Annotated in this window: 22 protein-coding genes; 4 read left to right on the top strand and 18 right to left on the bottom strand. The window is 69.4% G+C overall.

Going from position 1 to position 23,739, the window contains the following annotated elements:
* Positions 1-5: 5 nt before the first annotated feature.
* The 16 genes from DB31_RS05170 to DB31_RS05095 form a co-directional block, all read right to left on the bottom strand.
* On the bottom strand, positions 6-749 hold the full coding sequence (locus tag DB31_RS05170) for a YqjF family protein (protein WP_240486534.1): 744 nt from the start codon (positions 747-749) through the stop codon (positions 6-8).
* 15 nt (positions 750-764) lie between these two features.
* Positions 765-2,564 carry a two-component system sensor histidine kinase NtrB gene (locus tag DB31_RS05165; RefSeq protein WP_157231837.1) on the bottom strand — a complete coding sequence of 600 codons (1,800 nt, stop codon included), beginning with the start codon at positions 2,562-2,564 and terminating at the stop codon, positions 765-767.
* Positions 2,561-3,490: an ABC transporter substrate-binding protein gene (locus DB31_RS05160; protein WP_052419726.1), complete on the bottom strand. Its 930-nt coding sequence runs from the start codon at positions 3,488-3,490 to the stop codon at positions 2,561-2,563. The genes DB31_RS05165 and DB31_RS05160 overlap by 4 nt, the downstream gene beginning before the upstream one ends.
* 102 nt (positions 3,491-3,592) lie before the next feature.
* Positions 3,593-4,306, bottom strand: coding sequence for a 2OG-Fe(II) oxygenase (locus DB31_RS05155; RefSeq protein WP_044183084.1), 714 nt, complete (start codon positions 4,304-4,306; stop codon positions 3,593-3,595).
* 13 nt (positions 4,307-4,319) lie between these two features.
* Positions 4,320-5,213 carry a MerR family transcriptional regulator gene (locus tag DB31_RS05150; protein ID WP_044183081.1) on the bottom strand — a complete coding sequence of 298 codons (894 nt, stop codon included), beginning with the start codon at positions 5,211-5,213 and terminating at the stop codon, positions 4,320-4,322.
* Between the two features lie 9 nt (positions 5,214-5,222).
* Positions 5,223-6,086 (bottom strand): MerR family transcriptional regulator, encoded by an 864-nt coding sequence (locus DB31_RS05145; protein ID WP_044183079.1) that lies wholly within the window; start codon positions 6,084-6,086, stop codon positions 5,223-5,225.
* Positions 6,083-6,760 carry a lysophospholipid acyltransferase family protein gene (locus DB31_RS05140; protein WP_044183076.1) on the bottom strand — a complete coding sequence of 226 codons (678 nt, stop codon included), beginning with the start codon at positions 6,758-6,760 and terminating at the stop codon, positions 6,083-6,085. Before DB31_RS05140 ends, DB31_RS05145 begins: the two co-directional genes overlap by 4 nt.
* A complete protein-coding gene (locus tag DB31_RS05135) occupies positions 6,757-7,104 on the bottom strand; it encodes a lycopene cyclase domain-containing protein (protein ID WP_044183927.1) in 348 nt (115 codons plus the stop codon). The genes DB31_RS05140 and DB31_RS05135 overlap by 4 nt, the downstream gene beginning before the upstream one ends.
* Before the next feature lie 5 nt (positions 7,105-7,109).
* Positions 7,110-7,418 (bottom strand): lycopene cyclase domain-containing protein, encoded by a 309-nt coding sequence (locus tag DB31_RS05130; RefSeq protein ID WP_044183074.1) that lies wholly within the window; start codon positions 7,416-7,418, stop codon positions 7,110-7,112.
* Positions 7,415-8,533, bottom strand: a complete 1,119-nt coding sequence (locus tag DB31_RS05125) for a glycosyltransferase family 2 protein (RefSeq protein WP_044183071.1) — start codon at positions 8,531-8,533, stop codon at positions 7,415-7,417. The genes DB31_RS05130 and DB31_RS05125 overlap by 4 nt, the downstream gene beginning before the upstream one ends.
* Complete coding sequence (locus DB31_RS05120) at positions 8,530-9,450, bottom strand: hydroxyneurosporene synthase (CrtC) (protein WP_044183068.1); 921 nt, start codon at positions 9,448-9,450, stop codon at positions 8,530-8,532. Before DB31_RS05120 ends, DB31_RS05125 begins: the two co-directional genes overlap by 4 nt.
* Positions 9,447-10,910, bottom strand: coding sequence for a phytoene desaturase family protein (locus DB31_RS05115; RefSeq protein ID WP_044183065.1), 1,464 nt, complete (start codon positions 10,908-10,910; stop codon positions 9,447-9,449). The genes DB31_RS05120 and DB31_RS05115 overlap by 4 nt, the downstream gene beginning before the upstream one ends.
* Entirely contained in the window at positions 10,907-12,232 is a 1,326-nt protein-coding gene (locus DB31_RS05110) for a hydroxymethylglutaryl-CoA reductase, degradative (RefSeq protein WP_044183062.1), read from the bottom strand. Before DB31_RS05110 ends, DB31_RS05115 begins: the two co-directional genes overlap by 4 nt.
* A complete protein-coding gene (locus tag DB31_RS05105; RefSeq protein ID WP_044183059.1) occupies positions 12,229-13,239 on the bottom strand; it encodes a phytoene/squalene synthase family protein in 1,011 nt (336 codons plus the stop codon). Before DB31_RS05105 ends, DB31_RS05110 begins: the two co-directional genes overlap by 4 nt.
* Positions 13,236-14,783, bottom strand: a complete 1,548-nt coding sequence (locus DB31_RS05100) for a phytoene desaturase family protein (protein WP_044183055.1) — start codon at positions 14,781-14,783, stop codon at positions 13,236-13,238. Before DB31_RS05100 ends, DB31_RS05105 begins: the two co-directional genes overlap by 4 nt.
* Before the next feature lie 16 nt (positions 14,784-14,799).
* Positions 14,800-15,903 carry a polyprenyl synthetase family protein gene (locus DB31_RS05095; protein WP_044183052.1) on the bottom strand — a complete coding sequence of 368 codons (1,104 nt, stop codon included), beginning with the start codon at positions 15,901-15,903 and terminating at the stop codon, positions 14,800-14,802.
* Between the two features lie 127 nt (positions 15,904-16,030).
* Here DB31_RS05095 and DB31_RS05090 point away from each other — a divergent pair, with 127 nt between their 5' ends.
* Together DB31_RS05090 and DB31_RS05085 are read left to right on the top strand one after the other, a co-directional pair.
* On the top strand, positions 16,031-16,582 hold the full coding sequence (locus DB31_RS05090; RefSeq protein ID WP_044183048.1) for a hypothetical protein: 552 nt from the start codon (positions 16,031-16,033) through the stop codon (positions 16,580-16,582).
* Positions 16,579-17,484, top strand: a complete 906-nt coding sequence (locus DB31_RS05085; protein ID WP_044183045.1) for a TIGR01777 family oxidoreductase — start codon at positions 16,579-16,581, stop codon at positions 17,482-17,484. Before DB31_RS05090 ends, DB31_RS05085 begins: the two co-directional genes overlap by 4 nt.
* A 159-nt stretch (positions 17,485-17,643) precedes the next feature.
* Here the strand turns inward: DB31_RS05085 and DB31_RS05080 are convergent, their stop codons facing one another.
* Positions 17,644-18,132 carry a hypothetical protein gene (locus tag DB31_RS05080; RefSeq protein WP_240486532.1) on the bottom strand — a complete coding sequence of 163 codons (489 nt, stop codon included), beginning with the start codon at positions 18,130-18,132 and terminating at the stop codon, positions 17,644-17,646.
* 821 nt (positions 18,133-18,953) lie between these two features.
* Positions 18,954-21,254: a Kelch repeat-containing protein gene (locus DB31_RS05075; protein ID WP_044183043.1), complete on the bottom strand. Its 2,301-nt coding sequence runs from the start codon at positions 21,252-21,254 to the stop codon at positions 18,954-18,956.
* Between the two features lie 378 nt (positions 21,255-21,632).
* On the opposite strand from DB31_RS05075, the gene DB31_RS44525 reads away from it, so the two are divergent.
* On the top strand, positions 21,633-22,658 hold the full coding sequence (locus DB31_RS44525; protein ID WP_052419725.1) for a hypothetical protein: 1,026 nt from the start codon (positions 21,633-21,635) through the stop codon (positions 22,656-22,658).
* A 48-nt stretch (positions 22,659-22,706) separates the two neighbouring features.
* Positions 22,707-23,720 (top strand): trigger factor, encoded by a 1,014-nt coding sequence (locus tag DB31_RS05065; RefSeq protein ID WP_044183041.1) that lies wholly within the window; start codon positions 22,707-22,709, stop codon positions 23,718-23,720.
* The last annotated feature ends 19 nt before the right edge of the window (positions 23,721-23,739 follow it).

The following is a 23,739-nucleotide window of genomic DNA, read 5'->3' as shown; positions in this document are numbered from 1 at the left end:
CGGGCTCAGGCGCGCTTGAGGCGGAACACGTCCACGTCCACGCCATCCGAGAAATGAGCCAGGGGGGCTCCTGGCGGCCGTGCAATCCCGGCGGCCGCCAGGAGCGATTCATCCAGCCCCTCCACCTGCGCGCCGCGCACCGGGTACGGCGCATGGTGCACCTGGCCTCGCCACAGCCCTCCGCTGTGCACCGTGTAGAGGAAGTAGCGCTCCACCAGGAAGTGCTGCAGCGTGCCCGGCGTTGAAGTGCTCACCTCCGAGCCCGGTGAGCACCGCACCGCGCAGCGGCCCGGCACGGGCTCGGGCCAATGGCGCTCGGAGCGGTAGGAAATCCATGAGCCCTCGCGCTTCAGCTCCATCGTGTCGAAGTGGTAGGGCAACCGGAACCACGTCCGCGCCAGCTTCACGGCGATGCGGTTGGCCGCATCCAGGCTGAAGAACCACACGCCCGGGTCCTTCCCCTCGCGGTGCACGTACGTGCGCACGTTCGTCTCGTGGAAGTTGGACAGCGGGGGGAACGGCGGCAGCAGCGCGGGCCGCACGCCCTGCATGGTGAAGGGCACCAGCCCCACGAAGGCCCGGCCCTCGAAGGTATCCAGCGTCAGCCCTGGCGGCAGCAGCCGCGCCAGCTCCTCGGCCGGCACCTCCCAGTGAAGGAACAGCAGCGTCCGCCAGCGCTGATACATGACAGGCCGCTCGTCCGGCCGCAGCGTGGGGGTGATGCGATCCATCGTGTCCACTCCAGCCACGCGCGTGCTCCTCCGCTATGGGCCCGGCGCCGCCTCGGGCTCCCCAATGGGGAGGAACACCCGGAACGCGGTTCCCCGCCCCGGCTCGCTCTCCACGGTGATGCGGCCGCCCATCCCCTTCACGATGCCATGGCAGATGGACAGGCCCAACCCCGTGCCCACGCCCGCGGGCTTCGTGGTGAAGAAGGGATCGAACAGCCGGCGCAGGTGCTCGGGCGGAATCCCCACGCCCGTGTCCCTCACCTCCACCACCACCTGGTCCGCGCCCTCGCGCCACGTGGTGAGCCGCACCTCGTGGACCTTGGCGTCCCCGCCCTCGGGGATGGCCTGCGCGGCGTTGATGATGAGGTTGAGGAAGAGCTGCCCGAGCCGGGACTCGCTGCCCTGCACCGGCGGCAGCTCTCCGTACACCTTCACCAGCTGCGCGCGGTGGCGGAGCTGGCTCCGGGCAATGCTGCCGCACAAGTCCAGCACCGCGTGGAGGTTGACCGGCGCCTTCTTGCCATCATCGCCTCGCGTGAACCTCCGCAAGTCCGTGACAATCTCGCTGACCCTGTCCGCGCCCGTGAGCGCCTCCTCCGATGCGTCGAGCACCTCCTTCAGCCGCTCCTGCTCCTGCACCCTGCCCTCCTCCAGGAGCGACTTCAGCTCATCGCGGATGAAGCGCACGTTGCTCAGGGTGAAGGACAGCGGGTTGTTGATTTCATGCGCCACGCCCGCCGCCAGCGAGCCGATGGCGGCCATGCGGTCGGCCGTCTGCAGCTTCTCCCGCAGGTGCTTGCGCTCGGTGACGTCCCGCACGATGGAGACGCGGGCGGGCTGGCCCTCGAACACCAGGGGAAAGGTGACGGCCTCGCCCAGCACCTGCTGTCCCGAGGCGTGGAGCCAGAGCACCTCGCGCACCCCCTGCGCCTCCACCGGGCCGGTGAGCACCTCCTCGTCGCCGGGCTGTACGAGCTCCGCCAGGTTCCGGCCCACGAGCGCCTCCACCCGCTCGTGCCCCACCAGCGCGCCCGCCGCGGGGTTGAGGAAGACGATGCGCCCCTCGCGGTGGACGAAGACGGCGTCCGGGGTGCGCTCCACCAGCGTCTGGAAGCGATGCTCATTCTCCTGGAGCTTCTGGTGGCTGCGGCCGATCTGCTCCGCCATGCCTTGCGTGGCCGCCACCAGCCGCTGAATGCGCCGCCCCAGCAGGAGCTGAACCCCCAGCCCCGTGGCCCCAGCAATCACCAGCAGCAGCAGCGTGGAGCGCAGCACGGAGCGCTCCGCGTAGTAGCGACTGGCGCTCTCCAGCTGCGTCAAGTCATGCTGGAAGAAGAGATAGCCCATGCGCCTCGGCTGGCCGAAGCTCAGGGACACGGGGTAGTAGCCGATGATGTACCGCCCGTCGGCGCTGATCTCGACCACGCCGGTGAGGTGCTCCAGGGCTTCCTGCCTCCGGCGGACGTTCTCCGGCAGCTCCAGCTCCGGCCAGGCCTCGCGCGCCGGACGGCCCACCAGCACCAGCCGGGTGGAGGCCAGCACCTGCTGCTGATCATCCACGAGCAGTCCCATCTGGAGCTGCACATTGTGGCCCTGGCTCGACACGGACTCGCGCACCGCCGCCAGGTTCCCCGCGTGCAGCAGGTAGTCCAAGCTGGACTGGAGCTGCGTCATCTCCTCGGCCACCTTGCGGAGGGTTTCCCTCCGGGCGTGCGCCACCGCCTCGACCGTCTCGTGGTGCAGGGAGTAGAGGCCGAAGCAGGCGGTGTACACGAGCAGCAGCAGCATCGGGAGGATGAGCTCCCGGAGCCACCGCGGAGCCGGCAAACTCATGGCGCCACCCGGCGCAGCGGCGCGGTGTCGATGAGGAGGCGCGAGTCCGGCAGCGCGGGGAGCACCTGCTCCTGGACCATGATGGCGCCCATGCGCTCGATGGTGTCCTGCAAGAGGGGCCGCTCGCTCATGAGCTGGAGCCGCTGCTCCTCGAGGCTCGGGTGATGTACCCCCTCGAGCGCCTCCAGGAACGCGCGCTCATCCAGATCCACGCGAGGCCCCATCCGCCGCGCCGCCTCCGCGGGGCGCTCCTGGAGAACCTGGAGCGCGGAGAGCCAGCCTCGAATCAGCGCATCCACCTGTTCCGGGTGGTCCTCCAAGGAGCTCTTGCGGACCGCCAGCACATCAATGATTTCCCCGGGGATCTGCGAGCTGTCGAAGAGCTTCCGGGCACCCTCGGCCTCCAGTTGATGGCAGTAGGGCTCGAACGCCACCACCGCATCCACCTCGTCCTTGCGCAGCGCCGCGGTGAGCTCCGCCAGGGGCCAGGGCTCTCGCCGAATGTCCTGGAGCTGGAGGCCCACCTGCTCCAGCGCTCGCGCGAGCATGTACGTGGGAAGCGTCACAGCCTCGGAGGCCACCTTCCGGCCTCGGAGATCCGCCAGAGAGGACACCTCGGGCCGCGCCATCACACAGTCCGCGCCATTCGAGGCGTCCAGCACCAGCACCACCTGCACCCGCTGCCCCAGCCGATCCAGGTTGAGCACCTCATCCAGCGTCACGTTCGCCGCGTCGACGACGCCATTCTGGAAGGCGCGGAGCTGCTGCTCGCTGCTGAGGTACTCCACAAGATGAACGGGGCCCGGGTACAGCCCCAGCTCTCGCGCCAGGAAGAACGGCTCCGTGCCCACCCAAGGGACGGTTCCCATCACCAGTGGCGTCTGCGGAGCGGGGGTGCAGCCGGCCCACCCCACCAGCAGGAGCATGAGCCCGCTGCTCCATCCTCTTCCCATGCGCCCCGTATTTAATACATCCCCAGTATAATTTCACATGTTCATCCAATGACTGATCTTTGGATCAGTCGGAGCTCAGCGCGGAGGCGGCGGGGTGTTCCGGTAGATGTGGTCCGCGCGGTGGAAGAGCACCCACGAGGTGATGATGTACTTGTCATCGGAGCGCGGGACGTTGCCGCGGTGGGTGTGCGTGAAGCCGGCGGGGAAGATGACCATGCGGCCCTCCTTCGACTCCACCTTGCGCTGCTGGTAGTAGAACTCCGTCTCACCGCCCTCGGAGATGTCGTTCAAGTAGAACTGGAACGCCAGCACGCGGTGCAGCTGCTCGCAGTCGGCATCCTTCGGGTAGATCTCCGAGTGCCAATGCGGGTAGCCGCCGGAGCCCTTCACGTACTTCTGCACGTTGAGGACACCGTAGCGGTAGAAGTTACCCACGAGCGCGTCGAGGCGCGGGTCGCCCAGCTGCGCGAAGTTCTGCTCGTTGAGCGTCACCAGCTGGCCTGTCTTCGGATCCTTGATGGAGGGAGAGAGGGCGCCAATGAGCGTGTAGAGGTACTTGCGCAGGTAGCTGCGCAGCGGCGGGAAGGACTTGTCCAGCAGGAGCCGCAGCGTGGGCTCCCACTCGGGGACGACGTTGAGGGTCAAGTCATAGCTGTCCTTCTTGGACACGTCCACGCCATGCCCCGTGCGTCCCCGGTGCACGTGAGGGCTCTGGTTGAAGCGCTGGATGATGTCGCGGCAGAGCTGAGGCTCCAGCGCGCCGTCGTGGACTTCGATGAAGTCGGTCATGGAAGCAGGGGGATTATAGCAGCGCGGCCCAGTCGTCGCCGGTGCGAAAGACGCGGGCTCCCAGCCGCTCGCAGATGTCCGCATGGGCCATCGCCGAGGCACCGCCCACCCAGATGAGGACTCCGCGCGGGAGCGCCTCGAGCAGCTGCTTCAGCGCGGCCTCGAAGGAGTCCGAGCCCGAGTTCGTCACCGCGGACAGCCCCACGAGGTCCGGCCGGAGCTTGGCCACCAGCTTCCCGAGGTCCGCTGGCGGCACGCGCTGTCCCAGCAGCGTCACCCGCCGGCCCGCATGCCGCAGCCGCAGCGCCAAGCCCAGCAAGCCCAGCTCGTGCAGCTCCTCCGGGAAGCACGCGAGCACAGCGTGCTGGGCCGCCTCGTTCTCGGGCGCGGCGTGCAGCAGGCCCACCAGCCGGGCGCGCACCACCTCGGAGACGAGGTGCTCCTGCACCACCGTCATCCGGCCCGCGTGCCAGCGGTCGCCCACCTCGCGCTGCACTGGCGCGAGCACCTCGTCGAAGGCCTTGAGCGGGGGCAGCGCGCTCAGCACCTCGTCCAGCACGGCGCCCACCCGCACCTGATCATGCGCCTCGGCCGCGGCGATCAGCGCCGAGCGCCAGCTCTCCAGACTCGTGACGCTCACCTCGCTCAGGGGCGCCTCGCCCATCTCGGCGACCTTCCGCTGGAGCTGAGGCAGCATCTTCATCGCCTCGCGGATGGCCACCCCCTCCTCGGTGAGCTGCTTGAGCTGCTTGAGCAACGCCACGTCCTGCTGGGTGTAGACGCGGTAGCCCGAGGAGGTGCGCTGAGGGCGCGGAAAGCCGTAGCGGCGCTCCCAGGCGCGGATCAGCTCCACGCGGACGCCGGAGAGCGCGGAGGCGATGTGAATGCGGTAGGTACGCTCAGGCATTCATGGGGCTCAGGTCCGAGTCTGTACACCGCGAGCCTGTTGCCACAAGGCCAGCAGCTCATCGGCGGACTCAGCATACTGCGCGCCCAACGAAAAAATGGTCTTCAAATGCTCACGAGCGCCCGGTCCGCCCACCACCACACGCGCCGGGGCGCAGGCGCGCACCGCCTCGCCCAGCACCGTGGCCAGCTCCTCGGGCTCCCTGCGGCGGACGAAGGAGAGCGCCACCATCTCTGGTGACAATTGCGCGCACGCGCTGTGAAGTGCCTCGGCCGGAGTGTCCGCGCCCAGCATCGTCACCCGCCAGCCGCGGCGCTTGAGCTGCAGTCCCAGTGCGAGCAGCCCACCCTCGTGGTGATCCTGCGCGGGGCAGGCCAGCACCACGTGCGGCCCGCCGGTCCGCGGCTCCTCCGCGTTGAGCAGGCCGATGAGCCGCTGGCGGATGAGCGCCGAAGCCATGTGCTCGCGGGCGACGTCCAGCCGCATCCCCATCTCGCGCAAGAGCGGCATGAGGAAGCCGTTGCAGTAGACTTCCACCTCCATGGAGGCCTGCGCCTCGTCCAGCACGCGGCGTACGGCTTCCGCGTCCATCATCATCACCGCGGACCAGAAGCGCTCGGAGAGGCGCTCGCCGCGAGGCAGCGCCTGCACGGGGGTGGCCTGCACCTGGGCAATGGCCTCGCTCACGGAGAGCCCGTCAGCGATGAGCTTGGCCACGCGGCGGATGTTCTCCACCTCCTCGCGCGAGTAGGAGCGGTAATTGTTGTGCTCGCTGCGGCTGGGGCGGGGGAAGCCGTGGCGGCGCTCCCAGGCGCGCAGGGTGGCCTCGCGGATGCCGGTGAGCCGGGCGATGGTGCGGATGCGCAGCGTCATGCCCGCACTCCCCTCACCGCGTCCCAGCGCTCGGCCACGCCGGTGCCGCCGCGCACCTGCTGGGTGAAGCCCTCGAGGTCGGAGGCCATCGCCACCCGGTCCACCACGGCCTCCAGGCGCTGCTGGAACAGCTCCAGCGGGCCCGCCGCATGGGGCGTGCCCACCTCCACGAGCACATCCGGCCGCTCGTGCTCGAAGAAGGTGTAGCGAAGGGCCACCGGCACACACTCCGCCTTGCCCGCGCGGGCCAGCAGCTCCACGCCGCGCTGCAGCCGCATGGGCACCACGCCAAAGGGACGCAGCTCGCCCTCGGGAAAGAGGCACACGGCGGCGCGGGGCTGGCGCAGCAGCTGGCGCGCGTAGCGCAGGGACTCCAGGGCGGAGTCCGGCTCGCCCGGGCGGATGCTGAAGGCGCCGATGCGGGACAGGAAGCGGTAGCGGCGCAGGTTCTTCTCCTCCATGAGGCAGTACGCGTCCCACCCCGCCACCTGCCCGAGCTGGTGCAGCACGAAGCCGTCCCACCAGTTGGTGTGGTTCACGTAGACGAGCCGGGCCCCGTCCCCCGTGGGCAGCGTGCCCCGCACCCACAGGCCTCGGAAGGCGGACCGGAACTTCCAGCCCACGTACCGATCCCACAACCAGCCCAGCGGGCCTCCTTTGGCCGCCTGAATCACGGCGCCTCCGCCTCCTTCCGCCGCAGCACCGCCGTGAACAGGGCCACTCCCAACGAGACGAGCAGGCTCGTCATCAGGAAGAAGAGCACCTCCTCCAGGGGCACCGCGCCCACGTAGACGCCCAGGTGCTTGCCCTCGCCGAAGTTCCAGATGCCGGCGGAGATGGCCAGGTGGTCCGCCAGCGAGAGGTAGGTGCCGACGATGAAGGCAGGCGGCAGCACGGCCTTGAGCACCGCGCCCGAGCGCTCCTTATAGTGGTGCACCAGGGCCGCCAGCTGCACGAGGATGACGGGCAGCGCCCACGCCACGAGGTGGATGAGGTAGGCCCAGCGCGACTCCATCAGCTCGCTCATGGGGGCACCACCCGGGCCAGGCGCGCGCGCGCCCACAAGCCCACCAGCAGCGTCTGCAGCCCGAAGAAGAGGTACTCCTCCAGCGGCAGGTACCCGAGCTTGATGCCCCAGATGCGCTCCGGGTCGAAGCCCCACAGGCCCCACTTCACCGCCAGGTTGTCCCAGGGCGAGGTGGCGGCGTAGACGACGATGAGCAGCAGTCCCAGCGGCGCCAGGGCGCGGGCCGTGAGCGTCTTCCGGTAGCGCACCACCAGGAAGAGGATGGGCAGGACCACGAACAGCCCGAGGAAGCGCGCGTACGTCATCCCGGACCTCCGCTGAGCTCGGGCCACACGGGCGTCATCCGCCCGCCCGGCTCGAGCGCGTAGGTGCGCCCGCGCCAGGTGACGGTGCCCGCCTGCCCCAGGGAGCGCAGGAACGCCGCCAGCAGCAACGCCTCCCCCAACAGCCAGGCCCCTGTCGCGGTGGCGAAGTCCCGCGAACCTTCGGACCTTGTGAGCGCCGTGAGCCGCCATGACAGGAGCGTGCGAACGCCTCCCAGGATTCCTGTCGCCATCCCCAGCTCCCACGAGCCCAACACCAGCGCCAGCGCTCCCAAGGGGAGCGTCGGAGTGAACAGCAGCGGCACCGTGGGGTACAGCCCTGGCCGGTGGCTCGCCAACACCTGCATCCACCGGGTGAATCGCTCCAGCGCTGGCCGCCAGGAGTGCATGGGCTCCAGGGGCACCCGTGCGGGCTCCTCGGCCAGGGCCACCTCGGCGCCACGGGCGTGCAGCCGCTTGGCCAGCTCGAGGTCCTCCCCAATGTGGTCTCCCAGTCCGCGCAGCTCCTCCACCGCCACGGGAGACAGCCCGAGCGCCTTGCCACACACGGCCTTGGCCCCCGCGCTCATCGCATGCAACGCGCGGAAGCTGTGGTGGCTGTGCCGCAGCAGCCCCGCCACGGCCCAGGCCACCACGCCGCGCACACCCACCGGTGTGGGGGCCGCCGTGCTCAGCGCCGCTCCCGCAGCCACTGGCGCGGCCAGCGACTCCACCAGCGCTCCCGTCACCTCCACGTCCGCGTCCACCGCCAGCACCACCCTTCCCTGCGTGGGCAACACCTCCAGCGCGTACAGCAGGTGCCCCACCTTGCGGTTCGGCGTGGGCGGATCGCTCGGCAGCCACCGCACCTCGGGCGCCAGCGGAGGCCGGAACGGAGACACCACCACCTGCTCCAGCGCACCCGCGTAGTCCACCGGGCGCGCCAGGTTCTCCAGCTCCCGCGCCGTGGGAGCATCCACCGGCCGGAGCAGCAGCACCGGGACTCGCGTGCTCGCCACCGGCGCGCGGCGGGTCCGCAGCAGCCTGCCCAGCGCCACCGCGCTGAAGCCCGTGGCCATCGTGGCCCAGCCCAGCCCCAGCATCACCCATGGGCTCATGGCGCTCCCTCCACCCGCGTGCGGAAGTGCGCCATCCAGCGAATCAACGGCGAGTGGAAGCGGCGGAAGTCCGCCACCTCGCCCAGCGTGTCCAGCCCGGCGTGGCGCGCCTCCACCCGCGCATAGAAGGGCGAGGACTCCAGCAGCCGGGGCTCGCCCACCACCGTGTTCCCCGCGCGCAGGTGCCGAGGCACGCGCAGCCCCCAGGCCGTGCGCTCCGTAGGCAGGACCTCGGTGCCACCCCCGCGCTCGCAGTGGAGGCCTTCGGCTCCGGCCGTCACGCGCACCGGAGCCACACCGGAGGGCAGCACGTAGTCCACCACCGTCTCGTGCTCACCGTGTGTGCGCGACCAGTGCCACCCGCTCAGCCGGGCGCCCAGCTGCTCTCCGCCGTGGTTGGTGTCGTGGTAGCCCAGCCCCTCGGCCTCCAGGCCCTCGGAGTCCACCTGCAACCAGGCCCGGGACCGAGGCGCCATCGGCTGCCACCAGTGCGGCAGGCCCGGCACCAGCTGTACCTCATCCCCCAAAGGGGTCATCGGCTCCAGCATCAGGCGTGCCCGCACCGGCCGGCCCCAGGGCGCCGTGCGCTCATCCACCTCCATGCGAACCCCGCCGCCCTCGTAACGAATCGTCGAGCGGCCGATGCGCAGGCAGTGCGGAGACTCCTGCTCCATGAGTGGGTACTCGCTGAGCACCCAGTGCCGCCGCACGCCCCGGTGGTACAGGGCGAAGTTCACCGCGCAGTGCTCCCGAGGCAGTCCGCCGCGCCGCGCCGCCACCGAGTAGCGCGGGGAGAACAGCGAGCCCACCATGAAGATGAACACGGCGCTGTGCTCGCCTGCGGTGACGTCCGCGTAGTACCAGCGGTAGGCACCCGGCTCGCAGGGCAGGGACGGCAGCTCGGGCAGCGCGCTCATGCCACGGCTCCTTTCAGGTGGGCGGACGCCATCTCCGCGGCGAAGCTCCCGGAGAGCATCACCAGCGGCACCCCGCCGCCCGGGTGCGTGCCTCCGCCCGCGAAGAACAGACCTGGCGTGTTGCCGCGGATCCTCGGACGGCGGAACGGGCCGAACTTCCCATGCGGCAGGAAGCCATAGATGGAGCCCCCGGGTGCACCCTGCGCCGCGAGGTCCACCGGCGTGCGCTGCCCCAGGACTCGCACGCGGCCCTTGAGCACCGGGAACTGAGAGGTCAGCCGCTCGAGGATCTGCGCCTTGGTGCGCTCGGCGTTCAGCTCCCACGCGGCGGCGGCGCGCTCGGACTCGGGCCCCTGGGTGGGCAGAGGCGGCGCGTTCACCATGGCGAACAGCCCCGTGCGCCCCGGCGGCACCACGGTGCTGTCCGTCGCCGAGGGGTTGCAGAGGTACACCGTCGGGTCATTCGCCAGCCGCCCGGAGAACAGCTCCTCGAACTCGCGGCGATAGTCGGGGCTGAAGAGCACGGTGTGGTGAGGCACGGGTGGGCGCCCATCCACCTCCAGCAGCAGCACATAGCCGGACAGCGCCAGCGGCTCTCCCTCGCGCCGGAGCGACGCCAGCGGATCGGCATTCACCACCACGCTGTCGAAGAACTCCGCCGCGCCCTGGGGGCCCACGCGGTAGCCACTGCGGGCCTCGCGCTCGTAGCACGCGGCTACGTTCAGCTGCACGGTGACGCCCAGCCGCTGCACGGCCCGCCCCAGCGCCTCCACCAGTGCGCCGATGCCTCCCTGGACATGGTGCGTGCCGTACGCCCGCTCGATGTGCGGGATGAGCGCGAACGCCGCACTCGCCTCGTAGGGCGAGGCCCCTGTGTACGTGGCGAAGCGCCCCACGAACTGCCGCATGTGGTCGGTCTTGAAGTGCTTCTCGGCCAGCTCGTGCAGCGTGTTGAGCCGCATGCCCGCCAGCACGGCTCCCACGCCGCGCCGGGCCACCCGCGTCATGAAGCCCGCCATGCCCTCGAAGGGGGCCTCCAGATACGGCTCGCCCGCCGCCTTGTAGATGGCCTCGGCCTCCTCATAGAAGGAGACGACGCCCCGGCGCTCGCTGCGGCGCAGCTCGGCGGCGCTCTCCGCCGTGCGCTCCACATCCTTATATGCGGTGAAGCCACAGCCGTCCGCGAAGCGGTACACGCACTGGGGCTCCAGCTCCGTGAAGGGCGGCAGCAAGTCCAACGCGTCCAGCCGCTCGAAGGTGCCGCGCACCAGGGCCGGCAGCGTCAGCAGCGTGGGGCCGGTGTCCAGCGTCACACCCTCCATCGTGATGGACTGCGCCTTGCCGCCCAGCGTGGCCCCCTTCTCGAAGAGGGTCACCTCATGGCCTTCCTTGGCCAACAGCCCGGCGGCCGTCAGCCCGCCGATGCCACCGCCGATGACCGCCACCCGGGTGCGCCTCATCGCCGGACCCCCTTCCGATGAGCCACCTCCGCCGCGAGGAGCTCCCGCGCCCGCTCGGGCCGGTACACGCGCTCGCTCGACAGCCGCTCCGCGACGATGCCCACCAACTCTCCGCTGGCGCCGGCCTCGGCCGCCACACGCCGTGCGTGCAGCGACATGTGTCCCTTCTGGATTCCCTCGGTGGACAGCGCCTTGAGCGCCGACAGGTTGGTGGCGAGCCCCGCCGCCGCCGCGAGCCCCGCCAGATCCACCGCCCCCGAGACACCCGCCAGCTTCAGCGCCCGCTGCACTCCTGGATGCGCACGCGCCGCACCGCCGGCCGTGGAGGTGGCCAGCGGCAGCTCCAGCGAGCCGCACAGCTCACCATCCGGTCCCCCCCACCACGAGGTGAGCGGCCGGTATCCCCCCTGGCGTGCCGCGTATGCGTGCGCCCCAGCCTCCACCGCGCGCCAATCGTTGCCGCAGGCCACGAGCACCGCGTCCACGCCGTTCATCACGCCCTTGTTGTGGGTGACGGCCCGGTACACATCCAGCTCCGCGAAGCGCTGGGCCTCGAGGATGGCATCCCGCACCGCGTCGCCATCCGGGAAGCGCTCCGAGCTCAGCGCGCGCGAGGGCACCCGGGTGAGCACCTTCACCTTCCGGCGATCCGCCAGGTTGGTGAGGATCTTCAGCCCCGCCCGGCCGCCGGAGATGAGCGCCAGCAGGGGCGCCAGGTCCTCCGCCAGCGAGTTGACGAGGTTGGCCCCCATGGCATCGCGCGTGTCCACGTGCAGGTGCACCACGAGGGTGGTGGCGTCCAGCACGCGCACCTCCAGCTCGCGGGCCCCGCCGCCCCGAGCAACCATGGCCGGCATCTTCGCGTTGGCCTCGGCCAGCACTTCCTCGGCCCGGGCCAGCAGCTGCTCCCGTGCCCTCTCGAGCAGAGGCACCTCCAGCAGCTGCACCTGCGCGGTGGTGATGGGGGGCTCGGCCTCCACGGTGAAGCCGCCGCCCTCGGCGGACAGCCGGGCCGCGTAGGAGGCCGCGGCGATGATGGAGGGCTCCTCCACGGCCATGGGCACCAGCCGGTCCTTGCCGTTCACCACGAAGTTGAGTGCCACGCCGAGCGGCAGGCCATGCAGGCCGATGACGTTCTCCACCATGGCGTCCGCGCACGCCTCGTCGAAGCCACCGAGTCCCTCACAGGCCTCGGCCTCCTCGGGGGCCAGCCAGCGTGCCTCCACCAGCCGGGCGCGCCGCCGCTCCGGTGTCTGCTGGTAGAAGCCCGACAGCCGCGAGCTCCGCCTCACCTCCAACGTCTTCACCTTGTCGTCGCTCATCCCCGAGTCCCCGTTGGAAGAAGAGGCAGGTTCACTTCCCCCACGGGCGCCGGGAGCACCGCCGAGGGCCGGGCCATGGCCGCCGCCGCCAGGGCCAGCTTCCGGCGGCCCGGCACCCAAGCCCGCTCGCTGAACACGTCGCAGTCCCGCGCTTCGATGACACGCAGGATGTCCCCGTAGATTCCGCCCATCAGCCGCACCATCCGCCGGCTGCCGAAGCCCTCGATGTAGTCCACGCCCGCGCCCGCGCGCGCGTAGAGGGCCCGGGCCCGGGAGATCTGAAAGCGCATGAAGTCACGCCACCGGTTGTCCACCTGGCCTCGGCGCAAGTCGTCCTCGCTCAGCCCGAAGGCGCGCAGCTCTTCGGCGGGCAGGTACACGCGGCCGCGCTCCAGGTCCTCGCGCACGTCGCGCAGGATGTTGGTGAGCTGCATGGCCCGGCCCAGGTCCGCCGCGTGCGAGACCGCGCGCGGATCCGAGCACCCCAGCACCGGCGTCAGCATCAGCCCCACCACGCCCGCCACCCGGTAGCAGTACAGGTCCAGCTCGGCGTAGGTGGCGTAGCGGTCCTTCGTCAGGTCCATCTCCATGCCGGAGATGAGGTCCTGAAAGGGCTGCTCGGGGATGCGGTAGTGGTAGACGGCGTGCTTGAGCGCGGCGAACTCGCCCGCATCCCACGGGGACTGAGCCTCGGCGCTCATCAGCCGCTCGGCGGGCGAGTCGAGCCCCGGTGCCGCCAGCTCCGGCATGGGCAGGTAGACCTCGGCCACCATCTGCCGGGCCCGTGCCAGCCGGGCCTTCAGGTCCACCGGCGCGGCGCCCTGGCTACCCTCGTCGACCATGTCATCCAACCGCCGGCAGAAGGCATAGAGGGCGAAGGCCGCCTTCCGCCGCGCACCGAAGAGCAAATACGAGGCGAAATAGAAGCTCTTGGCGTGCTCGCGCGTCACGCGCTGGGCGAGCCGGTACCCCTGGGCCACCAGTTGCGGATCCTCGTGCGACTTCATGCGGCCACCTCTGCCTGGACGGGCGCGGGCGTCCGGCTCAGCGCCTGTGCCAGACCCGCCTGCCTCGCCCAGTTCTGCACGCGCTCCGCGGCCAGCCGCGCGGAGATCAACACGGTGGGCAGCCCAGTGCCTGGCTGGGTGGAGGCGCCCACGAAGAAGAGGTTCTTCACGCGCGCGTCCTGGTTCGAGGGCCGGAAGGGGCCGATCTGGAAGAAGTTCTGCGCCAGCCCGAACGCGCTGCCGTGCATGAGGTTGTACGAGGCGGCCCAGTCATCCGGGGTGAAGACGCGCTCCACGACGGTGTCGCGCTCCAGGTCCGGGTAGCCCAGCTCGGCGAGCCGCTGGAACACCTTGGCGCGCACCTTGGGCCCCTCCACCTTCCAGTCCAGGTGCGGGTTCTGGTGCGGGACAGGGACGAGGACGTAGACGGCGTCCTGTCCTGGAGGCGCGAGGCTGGGATCCGTGCGCGTGGGCACGTTCACGTAGAAACTCGGGTCCTCCGGAACGCGGAAGCGCTCGAAGATGTCGTCGAACGAGCCCTGGTAGTCGCGGCCGAACACGACGTTGTGGTGGCCCAGCCCGGGGTACTGCTTACGCAGGCCCAGGTAGAGCATGTAGCCGCTGGAGGTGTAGCGGAGCTTGTCCTTGCGCGGCAGCGAGGTGGGCGCGCCCTCGAGCAGCTTCTGGTACGCGTACGGCAGGTCGGCGTTGCACAGCACGAGGTCCGCCTGCACGGTGCGCCCGCTGGCCAGCCGCACGCCCGTGGCCCGAGCGCCCTCGGTGAGGATGCGCTCCACCGGCTCGCCGTAGTGGAGCCGCACGCCCTCCTCGCGCGCCACCTTCTCCAGCGCGAGGGGAATGGCATACAGGCCGCCCTGGGGGAACCAGATGCCCACGCCCAGCTCGGTGAACGGGAGCAGTCCGTACACGGCGGGCGAGGCGAACGGGGAGACGCCCAGGTACATCGTCTGAAACGTCATCGCCGCGCGCAGGCGGTCGTCCTGGAAGAAACGGCTGACGTCCGCGTACATGCGCCGGTGCGCGCGGACCTTGAAAATCTTGGCCAGCACCTTGGGCGAGAAGTAGTCCAGGACGCCCGAGTAGTTGCGGCCCACCAGGTGGTCAAGGCTGGTGCGGTACTGCTCACGGCCCTGGGCGAGGAAGGCGAGGTAGCGCTTGAAGCTGCCGGGCTCGATGCGCTCCAGCTCGCGGCCCATGGCGGTGAGCTCGGAGGTGAAGGTGATGGAAGAGCCGTCGCGGTAGTGGATGCGGTAGTTGGGCTCGCAGCGGTGGAACGTCAGGTAGTCCTCGAGCCGGCGGCCCAGGGCGGAGAAGGTCTCCTCGAAGACCTCGGGCATGAGCACGATGGTGGGGCCGATGTCCCAGGTGAAGCCCTCGGCGCGCAGCTGGTTGCAGCGCCCGCCGGGCCCGTGGGTCTTCTCGAACAGGTGAACATCGAACCCCTGGCGCGCGAGCCGGGCCGCGGCCGCGAGCCCACCCACACCAGCGCCCACCACGACTGCCTTTGGCTTGCCCTGCTCCATGGCGACGCTCGTTGTCTCAGGCCGCGCGGTGCGCCAGCCGGGTGATGAGAGTGTCCAGCAAGTCCCGCACGCCGCCCTCGTCCGGCAGCGCCTGCAGCGCCCGCCGCCCCGTGCGCGAGGCCCGCTCCACCAGCCGCTCGCAGGCGGCCCGGCCTCCGTACTCCTCCACCAGCGCGCGAGCCTGGGCCAGCGCCGCCGCATCCTTGGCCTCGGGGGGCAGCGCCCAGAGCCGCTCCAGCTCCTCGCGGGCCGCCGCTGGAGCGCGCAGGTACGCCGCCAGCACGGGCACGGTGCGCTTGCCCTGCACGAAGTCGCCATCCGCGGCCTTGCCCGCCACGCGCTCGTCGCCGAGCAGGCCGATCAAGTCATCGCGCAGCTGGAAGGCGAGCCCCACATGGCGGCCCACGCGCTCCAGGGCCTCGCACAGCTCCGAATCCGCGCCGGCCAGCATGGCGCCGCAGACGAGCGGGGCGCAGAAGCCGTAACGCGCCGTCTTCAGGTGGGCCACGCGCAGCGCCTGGAGGAGCGTCACCTGGGACAGCGGCGCAGACGCGAGCCTGAGGTCCAGGTACTGGCCGGCGGCGGTGTGCCGGCACACGGCGAGGTAGTAGCGCGAGGCGGCCGAGGCCCCCCGCAGCTCGGAGGAGAGCATGGCCTCGAGCGAGCGAGAGAACAGGTGGTCGCCCACCACCACGGCGAGGTCCTCGCCTGCCCGCCCAGCGCCCAGCAGGTGGTGGAGCGCAGGCCCCCCTCGGCGCAGCTCGGCCTGATCAGCCACATCGTCATGGATGAGGAGGAAGGTGTGCAGCAACTCGAGCCCTGCCGCGAAGCGCCACAGCCCTGCGGGAACCTTCAGCGAGCCTCGGGCCAGGCTGTACCCGGCCACGACGAGCGCGGGGCGCACCCGCTTGGCCGGCCGCAGGGCGTACTGGCGCGTGCGCTCCATGGCCTGGGTCCAGCGTGGATCGAAGGCGGCTTCATCGGGCAGCTCGAACAGCTCGGCGAGCGAGGCCTCCACCTGGGTCTGCACCATCCGCAGCCACGCCTGATCGGGGGCGATCGGGGGGGGCTGGGCCGCGGGCAGCGGCGGAGCAGTCACCAGGGAGAAGGGAGAAGCCATCGCATCGTCCTCCGACACCGCGTGTGCATCTTGCCCTACACGTAGCGTCGGCGTACATTCTTTGTCAAGGCTGTGTCCAATGTTTGTTCAAACCTCGTTCGGCTGTTCCCTTTTCAAAGGAGCCCCCATGAAGGCCTGGCTGACAGGAGCGTTGACGGTGACTCTGGCCACGACGGGGGCCTCTGCCCAAGGTTCGGGGAGCAGCCCGTTGGAGGCAACGCTCCAAGGGTCGGATGGGGCCCAGGCGTCACTGTCGAAGTGGCGAGGCAAGCCCGTCATCCTGTTCTACGAGGACAAGGACTCCACGCAGCTGAACGGAGCGCTGAAGGAGGAGCTGTTTACCAAGGGCCAGCAGCACGGCCTGTTGGAGGCGGCCTGGGTGGTGGCGGTGGCCAACCTGGAGAAGTTCAACTTCTTCCCTGCGCGGCAGATTGCCCTGTCCTACGTGAAGGACGAGGAGAAGAAGGTGGGCGTGCCCATCCTGGTGGACCTAGAGGGGACGCTGGGAGGGCCTCCGTGGGCGCTGCCCAAGAAGACCTCCACGGTCATGCTGATGGATGCGGCGGGGGCGGTGGTGTACCGGTACTCGGGGAAGCTGGACGAGGCAGAGCGGAAGGCGTTCTTCGAAGCCCTCTCCAAGCTGGTGGGCAAGGACTTGAAGGCGGAGCCGCAGCTGTGAAGGTGGCGCTCACAGGGGCGAGCGGCTTCCTGGGGCCCCGCCTTGTCCAAGGTTTGTTGGAGGCGGGACACACGGTCCACGTCCTTGTACGGAACGTTGAACAAGCCCTGGAGCGGCTGCCGAAGGGAGTGACGGGAGCAGCCTTCCGGGCAGGCGAGCCCTTACCGCCCGAGTCACTGGCAGGGGCACAGGCGGTCATCCACCTGGCGGGAGAGCCGATCAACCAGCGCTGGAACCACGACGCGAAGCGGCGCATCCGGGACAGCCGGGTGCAGGGGACGCGGGCGCTGGTGGACGCGATGCAGGGAGCGGGCACGGTGCAGCGCTTCGTGTCCACGTCAGCGGTGGGCTACTACGGCGGGACGCACGGGGCAGAGGTGCTGACGGAGGAGAACTCGCCGGGCAAAGACTTCCTGGCAGGGGTGTGCCAGGAGTGGGAGGCGGAGGCGCTGCGGGCGCGTGAGGCGGGCATCCGCACAGCGGTGGCGCGCATGGGGGTGATTCTCCATCCCGAGGGCGGAGCGCTGCACACGATGCTGCCGCCCTTCCGAATGGGGGCGGGAGGCCGCATAGGCTCTGGCAAGCAGTACGTGAGCTGGATCCACCGGGAGGACGCAGTGGCAGCGCTGCGCTTCCTGCTGGAGCACCCGGAGTTGGAGGGACCGTTCAACGTCACCTCGCCGGAGCCGCTCTCGAACGCGGAGTTCGCACACACGTTGGGGACCGTGCTGGGACGTCCCTCGGTGATGCACATCCCGGGCTTCGTGGTGAAGGCAGCCATGGGAGAGATGGCGATGGTGGCGCTCGAGGGCCAGCGGGTGCTGCCGAAGCGGCTCACCGAGTCCGGCTTCACTTTCCACTTCCCACAGCTGGAGCCGGCGCTGCGGCAACTGCTCGCCTGATCCAACTCCATCCTGCCTTCTCGTCACGCGGAAGCGGGTTCGATTGCCGCCGCTTCCACTTTTCACTCCGTGGCTACGGATGGTTAGCGGCTTCCTCCATCCATGGTGCACGTATGGCGCAAGCCGCAGATGGTGCCATGTCCCATACTTCTGGATCACCTACTTTGGCGATGAAATGCCAGCGGCTGCCGCCACAGCGCGCGCATGGGCTATACCCTCCATCCCTTCTTTACGTAGGTAGTGACTCTTGCGGATGCGCTTGAGGCTCCCCTCCACTCCATCAAGCATGGCGAACGCTTGCCGGGCTCGCTCTGGAAAACGGGGCAATGATTGGACAAAGAGACACGCCACGTGGATCCGGTGGGTCATGTCTGCGTAGCCGAGCCGCTGAATACGGCGCACCAGTGGGCCAAATTCGTCCCACTCAAGACCCCTCGCGTAAGCCTCGGTCAGCAGCACCGGCATGGAAAGCTGTTGGATGTGCCGCCGTTCAACGGGCGTCTGCGCCTCCCGGATCAGTTCTGCCTCTTGAGCACGGATCGCCTGCTTGAAGTCCGGCCAGGGCGCCTTGGCCTTCAAGAGCTTGATCAAGTGATCGTCGCGTCGCTCAGCGACGCTCTTCCACCAGTCTTCGCGCGTGCGCCTCACGGTCAATCACCTCCTGGGCAGGGTCTCTCGTTCGCTTCTGCTGGCCACTGACCTGTACGCTCGCAAAGCAACCAGCACGATTGACACTGGCGCTCCCCGAAGACGCGCCACTGCTTATCCCCTTTCACGAACTCGCTACAGCGCACGTAATAGTCAAGACACCGCTTCCTCCATTCCTCCCGTTCCTCCGGAGTGGGATTGGGGTGAATGAACGGCTTCGGGCGTCTCTCGGGGTCGGGTTGATTTTTGGGGCTGGGCTTTCGATTCGCCGAGGGCTCCTGCTCATGGGATGGCCGTGTTTGAGCCTCGGTCCTCGCACGATCACGAGATGCCCTTCGCTCGTATGCATCCAACTCGCCTTTGATGGCAACAGCCACCACGACAACGCCAGCGATGATCACCGCTCCAACAATGATCTCGGGTGCCACAAAGACGCAGAGCCCCACGCCTACGGCCGCCGCACCCGCAGAGGCGACAGCGCATCTTCCGGCGACATCCCGAAACTTGACCCTGTCGTGATCGAGAGCGTGAAAGCACCGCTCCGCCAGAATCGGCCATTCGTGAGAGGCTTCCCGCACCACGCAATGCCCGTCATCCGTCCAGGGGTACTGCGCCGCCCGCTGAAGGTTGGCGAACCTCGGATCAGGGCCCTCCAGTTCTCCGATGCTCGGCTCTGTCGTGGCGCAGGCCGAGAGGAGAAACAGGAGTGCGCTGCACGTTCGGAAACGCATGGCCACGTCCTTTCAAGCAGATGAGCACGCCTTCGATTCCCGCCGCCTCCACACAGAGCCCGGCCTCGGCTCTGCCCCGCTTGAATGTCTTCAGGGTGAGTACAGCTCCGCATCTGGGAAACCACCGCCATTATATCCGCCGGAGATGAGAACCCTGCCGTCTTGCAGCAGCGCCGCCGCGTGGCTGCGGCGGACATGGATCATGGAAGGGACCGCACTCCAGGTGCCTGAAGCCGGGTCATATGCCTCCGCTTCCCTGTGGTTGAGGCCATTGGCTCCCCCCGCGACGAGCACCTTGCCGCTTTGCAGCAGCGTCACCGTGTGGAGGTAGCGGGGTGTGACCATGGAGCCCGTCATGCTCCAGGTGCCCGAGACCGGGTCGTATACCTCTGCCGTCGCGAAGATGGGGCTGCTGTATCCGCCCGCGATGAGAACCTTGCCGTTGGGTAACAGCGCCGCTGTGTGGTACCGGCGGGGCGAGGCCATGGCGCCGGCCGTGCTCCAGGTGCCCGAAGCCGGGTCGTACACCTCCGCTGTCGCCAGGAAATCGCTGTTCGAGCCCCCCGTGACGAGGACCTTGCCGTTGGGCAGCAGCGTCGCTGTGTGGACGGATCGAGGCGTGGCCATGGCGCCGGCCGTGCTCCAGGTGCCCGAGGCCGGGTCGTACACCTCCGCCGTCACCAGGGAACTGGAGGAATGGGTGCCCGGGTTCGTGTATCCGCCCGCGATGAGGACCTTGCCATTGGGCAGCAGCGTCGCCGTGTGCTCGCTGCGAGGCGAAGCCATGGGGCCCGTCGCGCTCCAGGTGCCCGAGGCTGGGTCATACACCTCCGCCGTCGCCAAGGACGCCACGCCGTTGGAGCCACCCGTGACGAGGACCTTGCCATTGGGCAGCAGCGTCGCCGTGTGGATGTAACGACCCTGGGCCATGGAGCCCGTCGCGCTCCAAGTGCCCGAGGCCGGGTCATAGACCTCGGCCATCGCATGAGCGCTGACAAAGACTCCACCCGCGACGAGGACCTTGCCGTTGGGCAGCAGCGTCGCCGTGTGGTGGTAGCGAGGCAAGCTCATGGCTTGCGTCGAGGTCCATCCCGAAGGACAGGCGGGCACTCCTTCCACCCGGAAATTCTGTGTGGCGGAGAGGTGGAAGGCGTTGGTGACGGTGGCGGTAATGCCAGGGGTCATGCCGCCGGAGGCACAGGAGGGGGCCGTCCAGGTGACGTGGCTGGAGGAGGCGCCGTTCACCGGTGTGCCCAGGGAGCCAGTGGTAGCGCTCCACGTGAACGTCAGGGAGCTGGCCTGGGGATCCAGGGCGGTGACCTCGAAGGTGACCGTCTGGCCCGGAGCGGTGGAGGTGGCGGACTGGTAGAGATGGGAGATGCGCGGGGGGAAGCGCTCCATGGAAGCGGAAGCGACGCACAAGGCGAGGGAGCCCGTGGTCTGCCCTCCCCGGCTGTCCTGGACGGTGACGGTGAGCTGGCAGTTGTTACACGCACCGGCCGGCACCGAGGAAGGGACGAAGGAGGCCGTGCTGAAGGAGGCGTCCGTCCAGGTGCCCGGGCAAGAAGAAGTCCACTGGTAGGACAGGCCATCGCCATCCCCATCGGAGGCCAAGACAGAGACAGTGGTGGACTGTCCTGCGTCGAGGCGGCTCAGGGAGGCCGACACCCGGGAGACCGTGGGCCAGAGGTTGAAGGAGATGTTCAGGGCGGCGTTGCCCGTGGAGGCGCTGGAGACGTTGACCGCCAGGGAGACAGAGACAGCAGCCCCCTGGGAGTCGGTCACCGTGAGGATGAGGGTCTGGATGCCCGCGGAAGCAGGCGCCGTCCAGGACGTGTCCAGAGCGGAAGGCGCAGAGAAGGAGCCGCCGGAGGCTGTCCAGTTCAGGGTGAGGGTGTCGCCAGGATTGGGATCATGCACGGTGGCCGTCAGGGAGAGAGCGCCACCGGTGAGCACAGAGGTCGACGAGGCGACGAGGGAGTCAATGATGGGAGCCTCGTTGCCATAGGGAGGAGGCGCAGACACCTGTTGGAGGGTCAGGGCGACGGCGGTGGTCTGGTTGGGAGCGATGGAGACGCCGGACGTCTGGCCCTGGAAGAGGAGCGCGCCGGAGGAGTCGAAGGCCTGGGCGAGAAAGGAGCGGTTGGCGCCCGCGGGGAGATTGCCGATGAGGCCTCCCCAGGCACCGTTGGATTTGGCGAGCTCGACGGAGAGGGCCTCCATATCGGAGGCGGAGACCGTCACCCGAATACGGGTCACGTCGCTGGAGGAGAGGGCCTGGGGGAGGGAGACAGCGAACTGGGCAGCGCCAGGGGCGGGAGAAGACGCAGAGCAGCTCGCGAGCAACGCCAGCGCGAGCACCCAGAACAGGTGCCGGGAGAGAGTTTTCAAGAGATGCCTCGGGGGTGAGCCAATGACTGGCGAGACTCAGGGCTCATCCAACCCATGTCCACTCTGCCGTATCCAGTTTCCTGGCCGAGCCCGCCACCCGCCTCGAGTCCCGCTTGGTGACTGGACTCATCAGCCGATGACTGGAGTCCCACGGTAAAGGGGCCTCGGCTGATGACTGGAGTCCCGGGAAGCCCGCCAGGGAAGTAAACCAGAAGCCCCCCAAGCCGGTGGCTCTCGAGCGCTTCTCTTGGAAAATGGCTGGGTTAGGGGGCCACTGTGGGATGCAGGGGGCGTTGGCACACCTCCTGCTAATGCTCATGTCCGTCAGCCACTGACTCCCACCCCTTCCAAGCCCCCCGCCACTCCGAGGATGCCGCCATGACCACGATCAACTCCAGCCCCGTTGCTCCCCGTCCCCAGCCCTCCACCACCACGCCCTCCTCGGACTTCACCAAGCCTGCGCTGGACAAGGCCAAGCCGCTGTCTCCTCCCCCGGCCACCACCGTCAAGCCGCCCACCGCCCCCTTCAACGCGAAGGACTTCTTCTCTCCGGGGAAGACGATGACCCAGAACTACCACAACGGTGGCACGGGCCTGGCGGGCCGGGGCCTGGGCGCCGCGGGCCTGGCGGGCGGCGTCGTCGGCATCGGCACCAACGCCAACGGGCTGGCGCAGGCGGTGAAGAGCGGTGACGGCCATGCCATCGCGGAGAACGCCATGGGCCTGGCGCGCGGCGTGCTGGGCACCACCAAGGGCGCGCTCGAGACTGCCGCCGCCTTCTCCTCCGCCAAGAGCTTCGACAAGCTGGGTCAGGTGGCCAAGGACCTGGTGGGCGGCAAGGCCGGCCCGCTGTCGGGCGCGGTGGCCAACGCGGCCGCCGAGGCCGCTCACAAGGGCGGGCCCTTGCGCCACGCGGACGCGATGGCCTCGGTCCTCAAGGACAAGAGCGCCATCAAGGGCGGGATCGCCGGCGCCGGCATGGCCGTGGCGGAGCTGCTGCACAAGGGGCACCTGGGCGGGCTGGCCGGGAAGATCGAGGGCAAGGTCATCAAGTCGGGTGAGAAGGCCGCGGGCGGCGCGGGCAACGCGGCCAAAGTGACCCAGGCGGCCGACGCGGCGCTGGATGGCGTGAAGGCGGGCGCCAAGGGCGCGGGCACCGCGGCGAAGGTGGCCGGCCGCTTCGTGCCGGGCCTCAACATCGGTCTGGCGGCGCTGGACGTCGGCCAGGCGGCGCGCACCTGGGCGGACCCCAAGTCCTCCACGGGCGCCAAGGTGACCTCCACCATCTCGGCCGCGGGCTCCGTCGCCGCCGCCACCAACATCCCCATCGTCTCGCAGGTGGGCGCGGGGATCTCGGCGGTCTCCTCCCTCGTCGGTGCGTTCCTCCCGAAGAAGAACGGCTAAGCTCAGGGCCGGCGGCGGATCCCTGCCCCCCTCCAGGAGGAGCCTTCCATGAGTCGCTTCGTTGTTCCCGATCTGGCCGAGGCGAAGCTGCCTCGGGCCAAGGCGCCCTCCCTGGAGGGACTGGAAGTCACGGTCCCCGCCCCCAAGGATTTCACCGCGGAGCAAGTCCAGCAGCGCTTCCTCGAGCTGGCGCGACCGCTCGCCAACGAGCGCTACCGGTACCCCAACGAGCCGGTGGCCTGGAAGGACGAGGTGCTGCTGAGCATCGTGGGCTTCTCGAACGGCCGCCTCGTGCCTTTCAGTGCCCGCAAAGAGGTGTGGCTGCCCCTGCTGCCCGAGCCCCAGCTCCCCGGGTTGTACGAGGCCCTCGTTGGCCACACCCCCAACAAGACCGTGGCGGTGGACGTCACGTTGCCGGCCGATTACCCCGTCGAGACGCTGCGCAACATGCCCGCCCGCTTCATGGTTCAAATCCACGCAGCGCGCCAGGTGACGTACCCCGATCTGGAGAGCCCGGAGTTCCTCCAAGCGCTGGGCCGCGGCGCGACCCTGGCGGAGGCCATGCGCAGCGTGTACCAGCAAATGGAGCAAGAGACGGTGCAGCAGTTGGGGCTCCTGGCCCAGCAGCGGGTGCTGGACGAGGTGGCCGCGCGCACCGAGGTGAAGGTTCCTCCCGAGCTCATCGACCGGGAAATCATCGCGCGCTGGAACGCCAGCGAGGGCATTACCGTCCGCGAGCTGGAGCTTTCCCCGGAGCAGCAGCAGGAGTCGCTCCAGACCTGGCTTCGCGACGCACGGACCCGCGCCGAAGTGGAGAACCGGCTGAGGATCGGCCTGGCCTTGGCCGCCATCCGCGAGCGGGACGGGCTCACCCTGACTCCCGAGCGCGTGGAGGCGCTGCTTCGAGAGCATGCGGCCGCGGCGGGAGTGACGATGGAGGAGCTGGCGCAGTCCCTGCGCGCCGAGCCCCAGCAGATGGCGCGCATCGATCAAGTGGCGTGGCACCTGCTGGTGGTGGAGCACGTGATGAGCCGTGCGCAGGTCCGCTTCGAGCGCGCCTGAGCCACCGAAGAAACCGGGT

Source organism: Hyalangium minutum, assembly GCF_000737315.1.
Classification (GTDB): Bacteria; Myxococcota; Myxococcia; order Myxococcales; family Myxococcaceae; genus Hyalangium; species Hyalangium minutum.
This window is presented reverse-complemented; position numbering and strand designations above follow the sequence as displayed.

What these genes read in the sequence shown, in the direction of transcription:
- DB31_RS05165 (WP_157231837.1), bottom strand. Translation starts at nt 2,564, where the DNA reads ATGAGTTTGCCGGCTCCGCGGTGGCTCCGGGAGCTCATCCTCCCGATG.
- DB31_RS05160 (WP_052419726.1), bottom strand. Translation starts at nt 3,490, where the DNA reads ATGCTCCTGCTGGTGGGGTGGGCCGGCTGCACCCCCGCTCCGCAGACG.
- DB31_RS05155 (WP_044183084.1), bottom strand. Translation starts at nt 4,306, where the DNA reads ATGACCGACTTCATCGAAGTCCACGACGGCGCGCTGGAGCCTCAGCTC.
- DB31_RS05150 (WP_044183081.1), bottom strand. Translation starts at nt 5,213, where the DNA reads ATGCCTGAGCGTACCTACCGCATTCACATCGCCTCCGCGCTCTCCGGC.
- DB31_RS05145 (WP_044183079.1), bottom strand. Translation starts at nt 6,086, where the DNA reads ATGACGCTGCGCATCCGCACCATCGCCCGGCTCACCGGCATCCGCGAG.
- DB31_RS05130 (WP_044183074.1), bottom strand. Translation starts at nt 7,418, where the DNA reads ATGACGTACGCGCGCTTCCTCGGGCTGTTCGTGGTCCTGCCCATCCTC.
- DB31_RS05125 (WP_044183071.1), bottom strand. Translation starts at nt 8,533, where the DNA reads ATGAGCCCATGGGTGATGCTGGGGCTGGGCTGGGCCACGATGGCCACG.
- DB31_RS05120 (WP_044183068.1), bottom strand. Translation starts at nt 9,450, where the DNA reads ATGAGCGCGCTGCCCGAGCTGCCGTCCCTGCCCTGCGAGCCGGGTGCC.
- DB31_RS05115 (WP_044183065.1), bottom strand. Translation starts at nt 10,910, where the DNA reads ATGAGGCGCACCCGGGTGGCGGTCATCGGCGGTGGCATCGGCGGGCTG.
- DB31_RS05110 (WP_044183062.1), bottom strand. Translation starts at nt 12,232, where the DNA reads ATGAGCGACGACAAGGTGAAGACGTTGGAGGTGAGGCGGAGCTCGCGG.
- DB31_RS05105 (WP_044183059.1), bottom strand. Translation starts at nt 13,239, where the DNA reads ATGAAGTCGCACGAGGATCCGCAACTGGTGGCCCAGGGGTACCGGCTC.
- DB31_RS05100 (WP_044183055.1), bottom strand. Translation starts at nt 14,783, where the DNA reads ATGGAGCAGGGCAAGCCAAAGGCAGTCGTGGTGGGCGCTGGTGTGGGT.
- DB31_RS05095 (WP_044183052.1), bottom strand. Translation starts at nt 15,903, where the DNA reads ATGGCTTCTCCCTTCTCCCTGGTGACTGCTCCGCCGCTGCCCGCGGCC.
- DB31_RS05090 (WP_044183048.1), top strand. Translation starts at nt 16,031, where the DNA reads ATGAAGGCCTGGCTGACAGGAGCGTTGACGGTGACTCTGGCCACGACG.
- DB31_RS44525 (WP_052419725.1), top strand. Translation starts at nt 21,633, where the DNA reads ATGACCACGATCAACTCCAGCCCCGTTGCTCCCCGTCCCCAGCCCTCC.
- DB31_RS05065 (WP_044183041.1), top strand. Translation starts at nt 22,707, where the DNA reads ATGAGTCGCTTCGTTGTTCCCGATCTGGCCGAGGCGAAGCTGCCTCGG.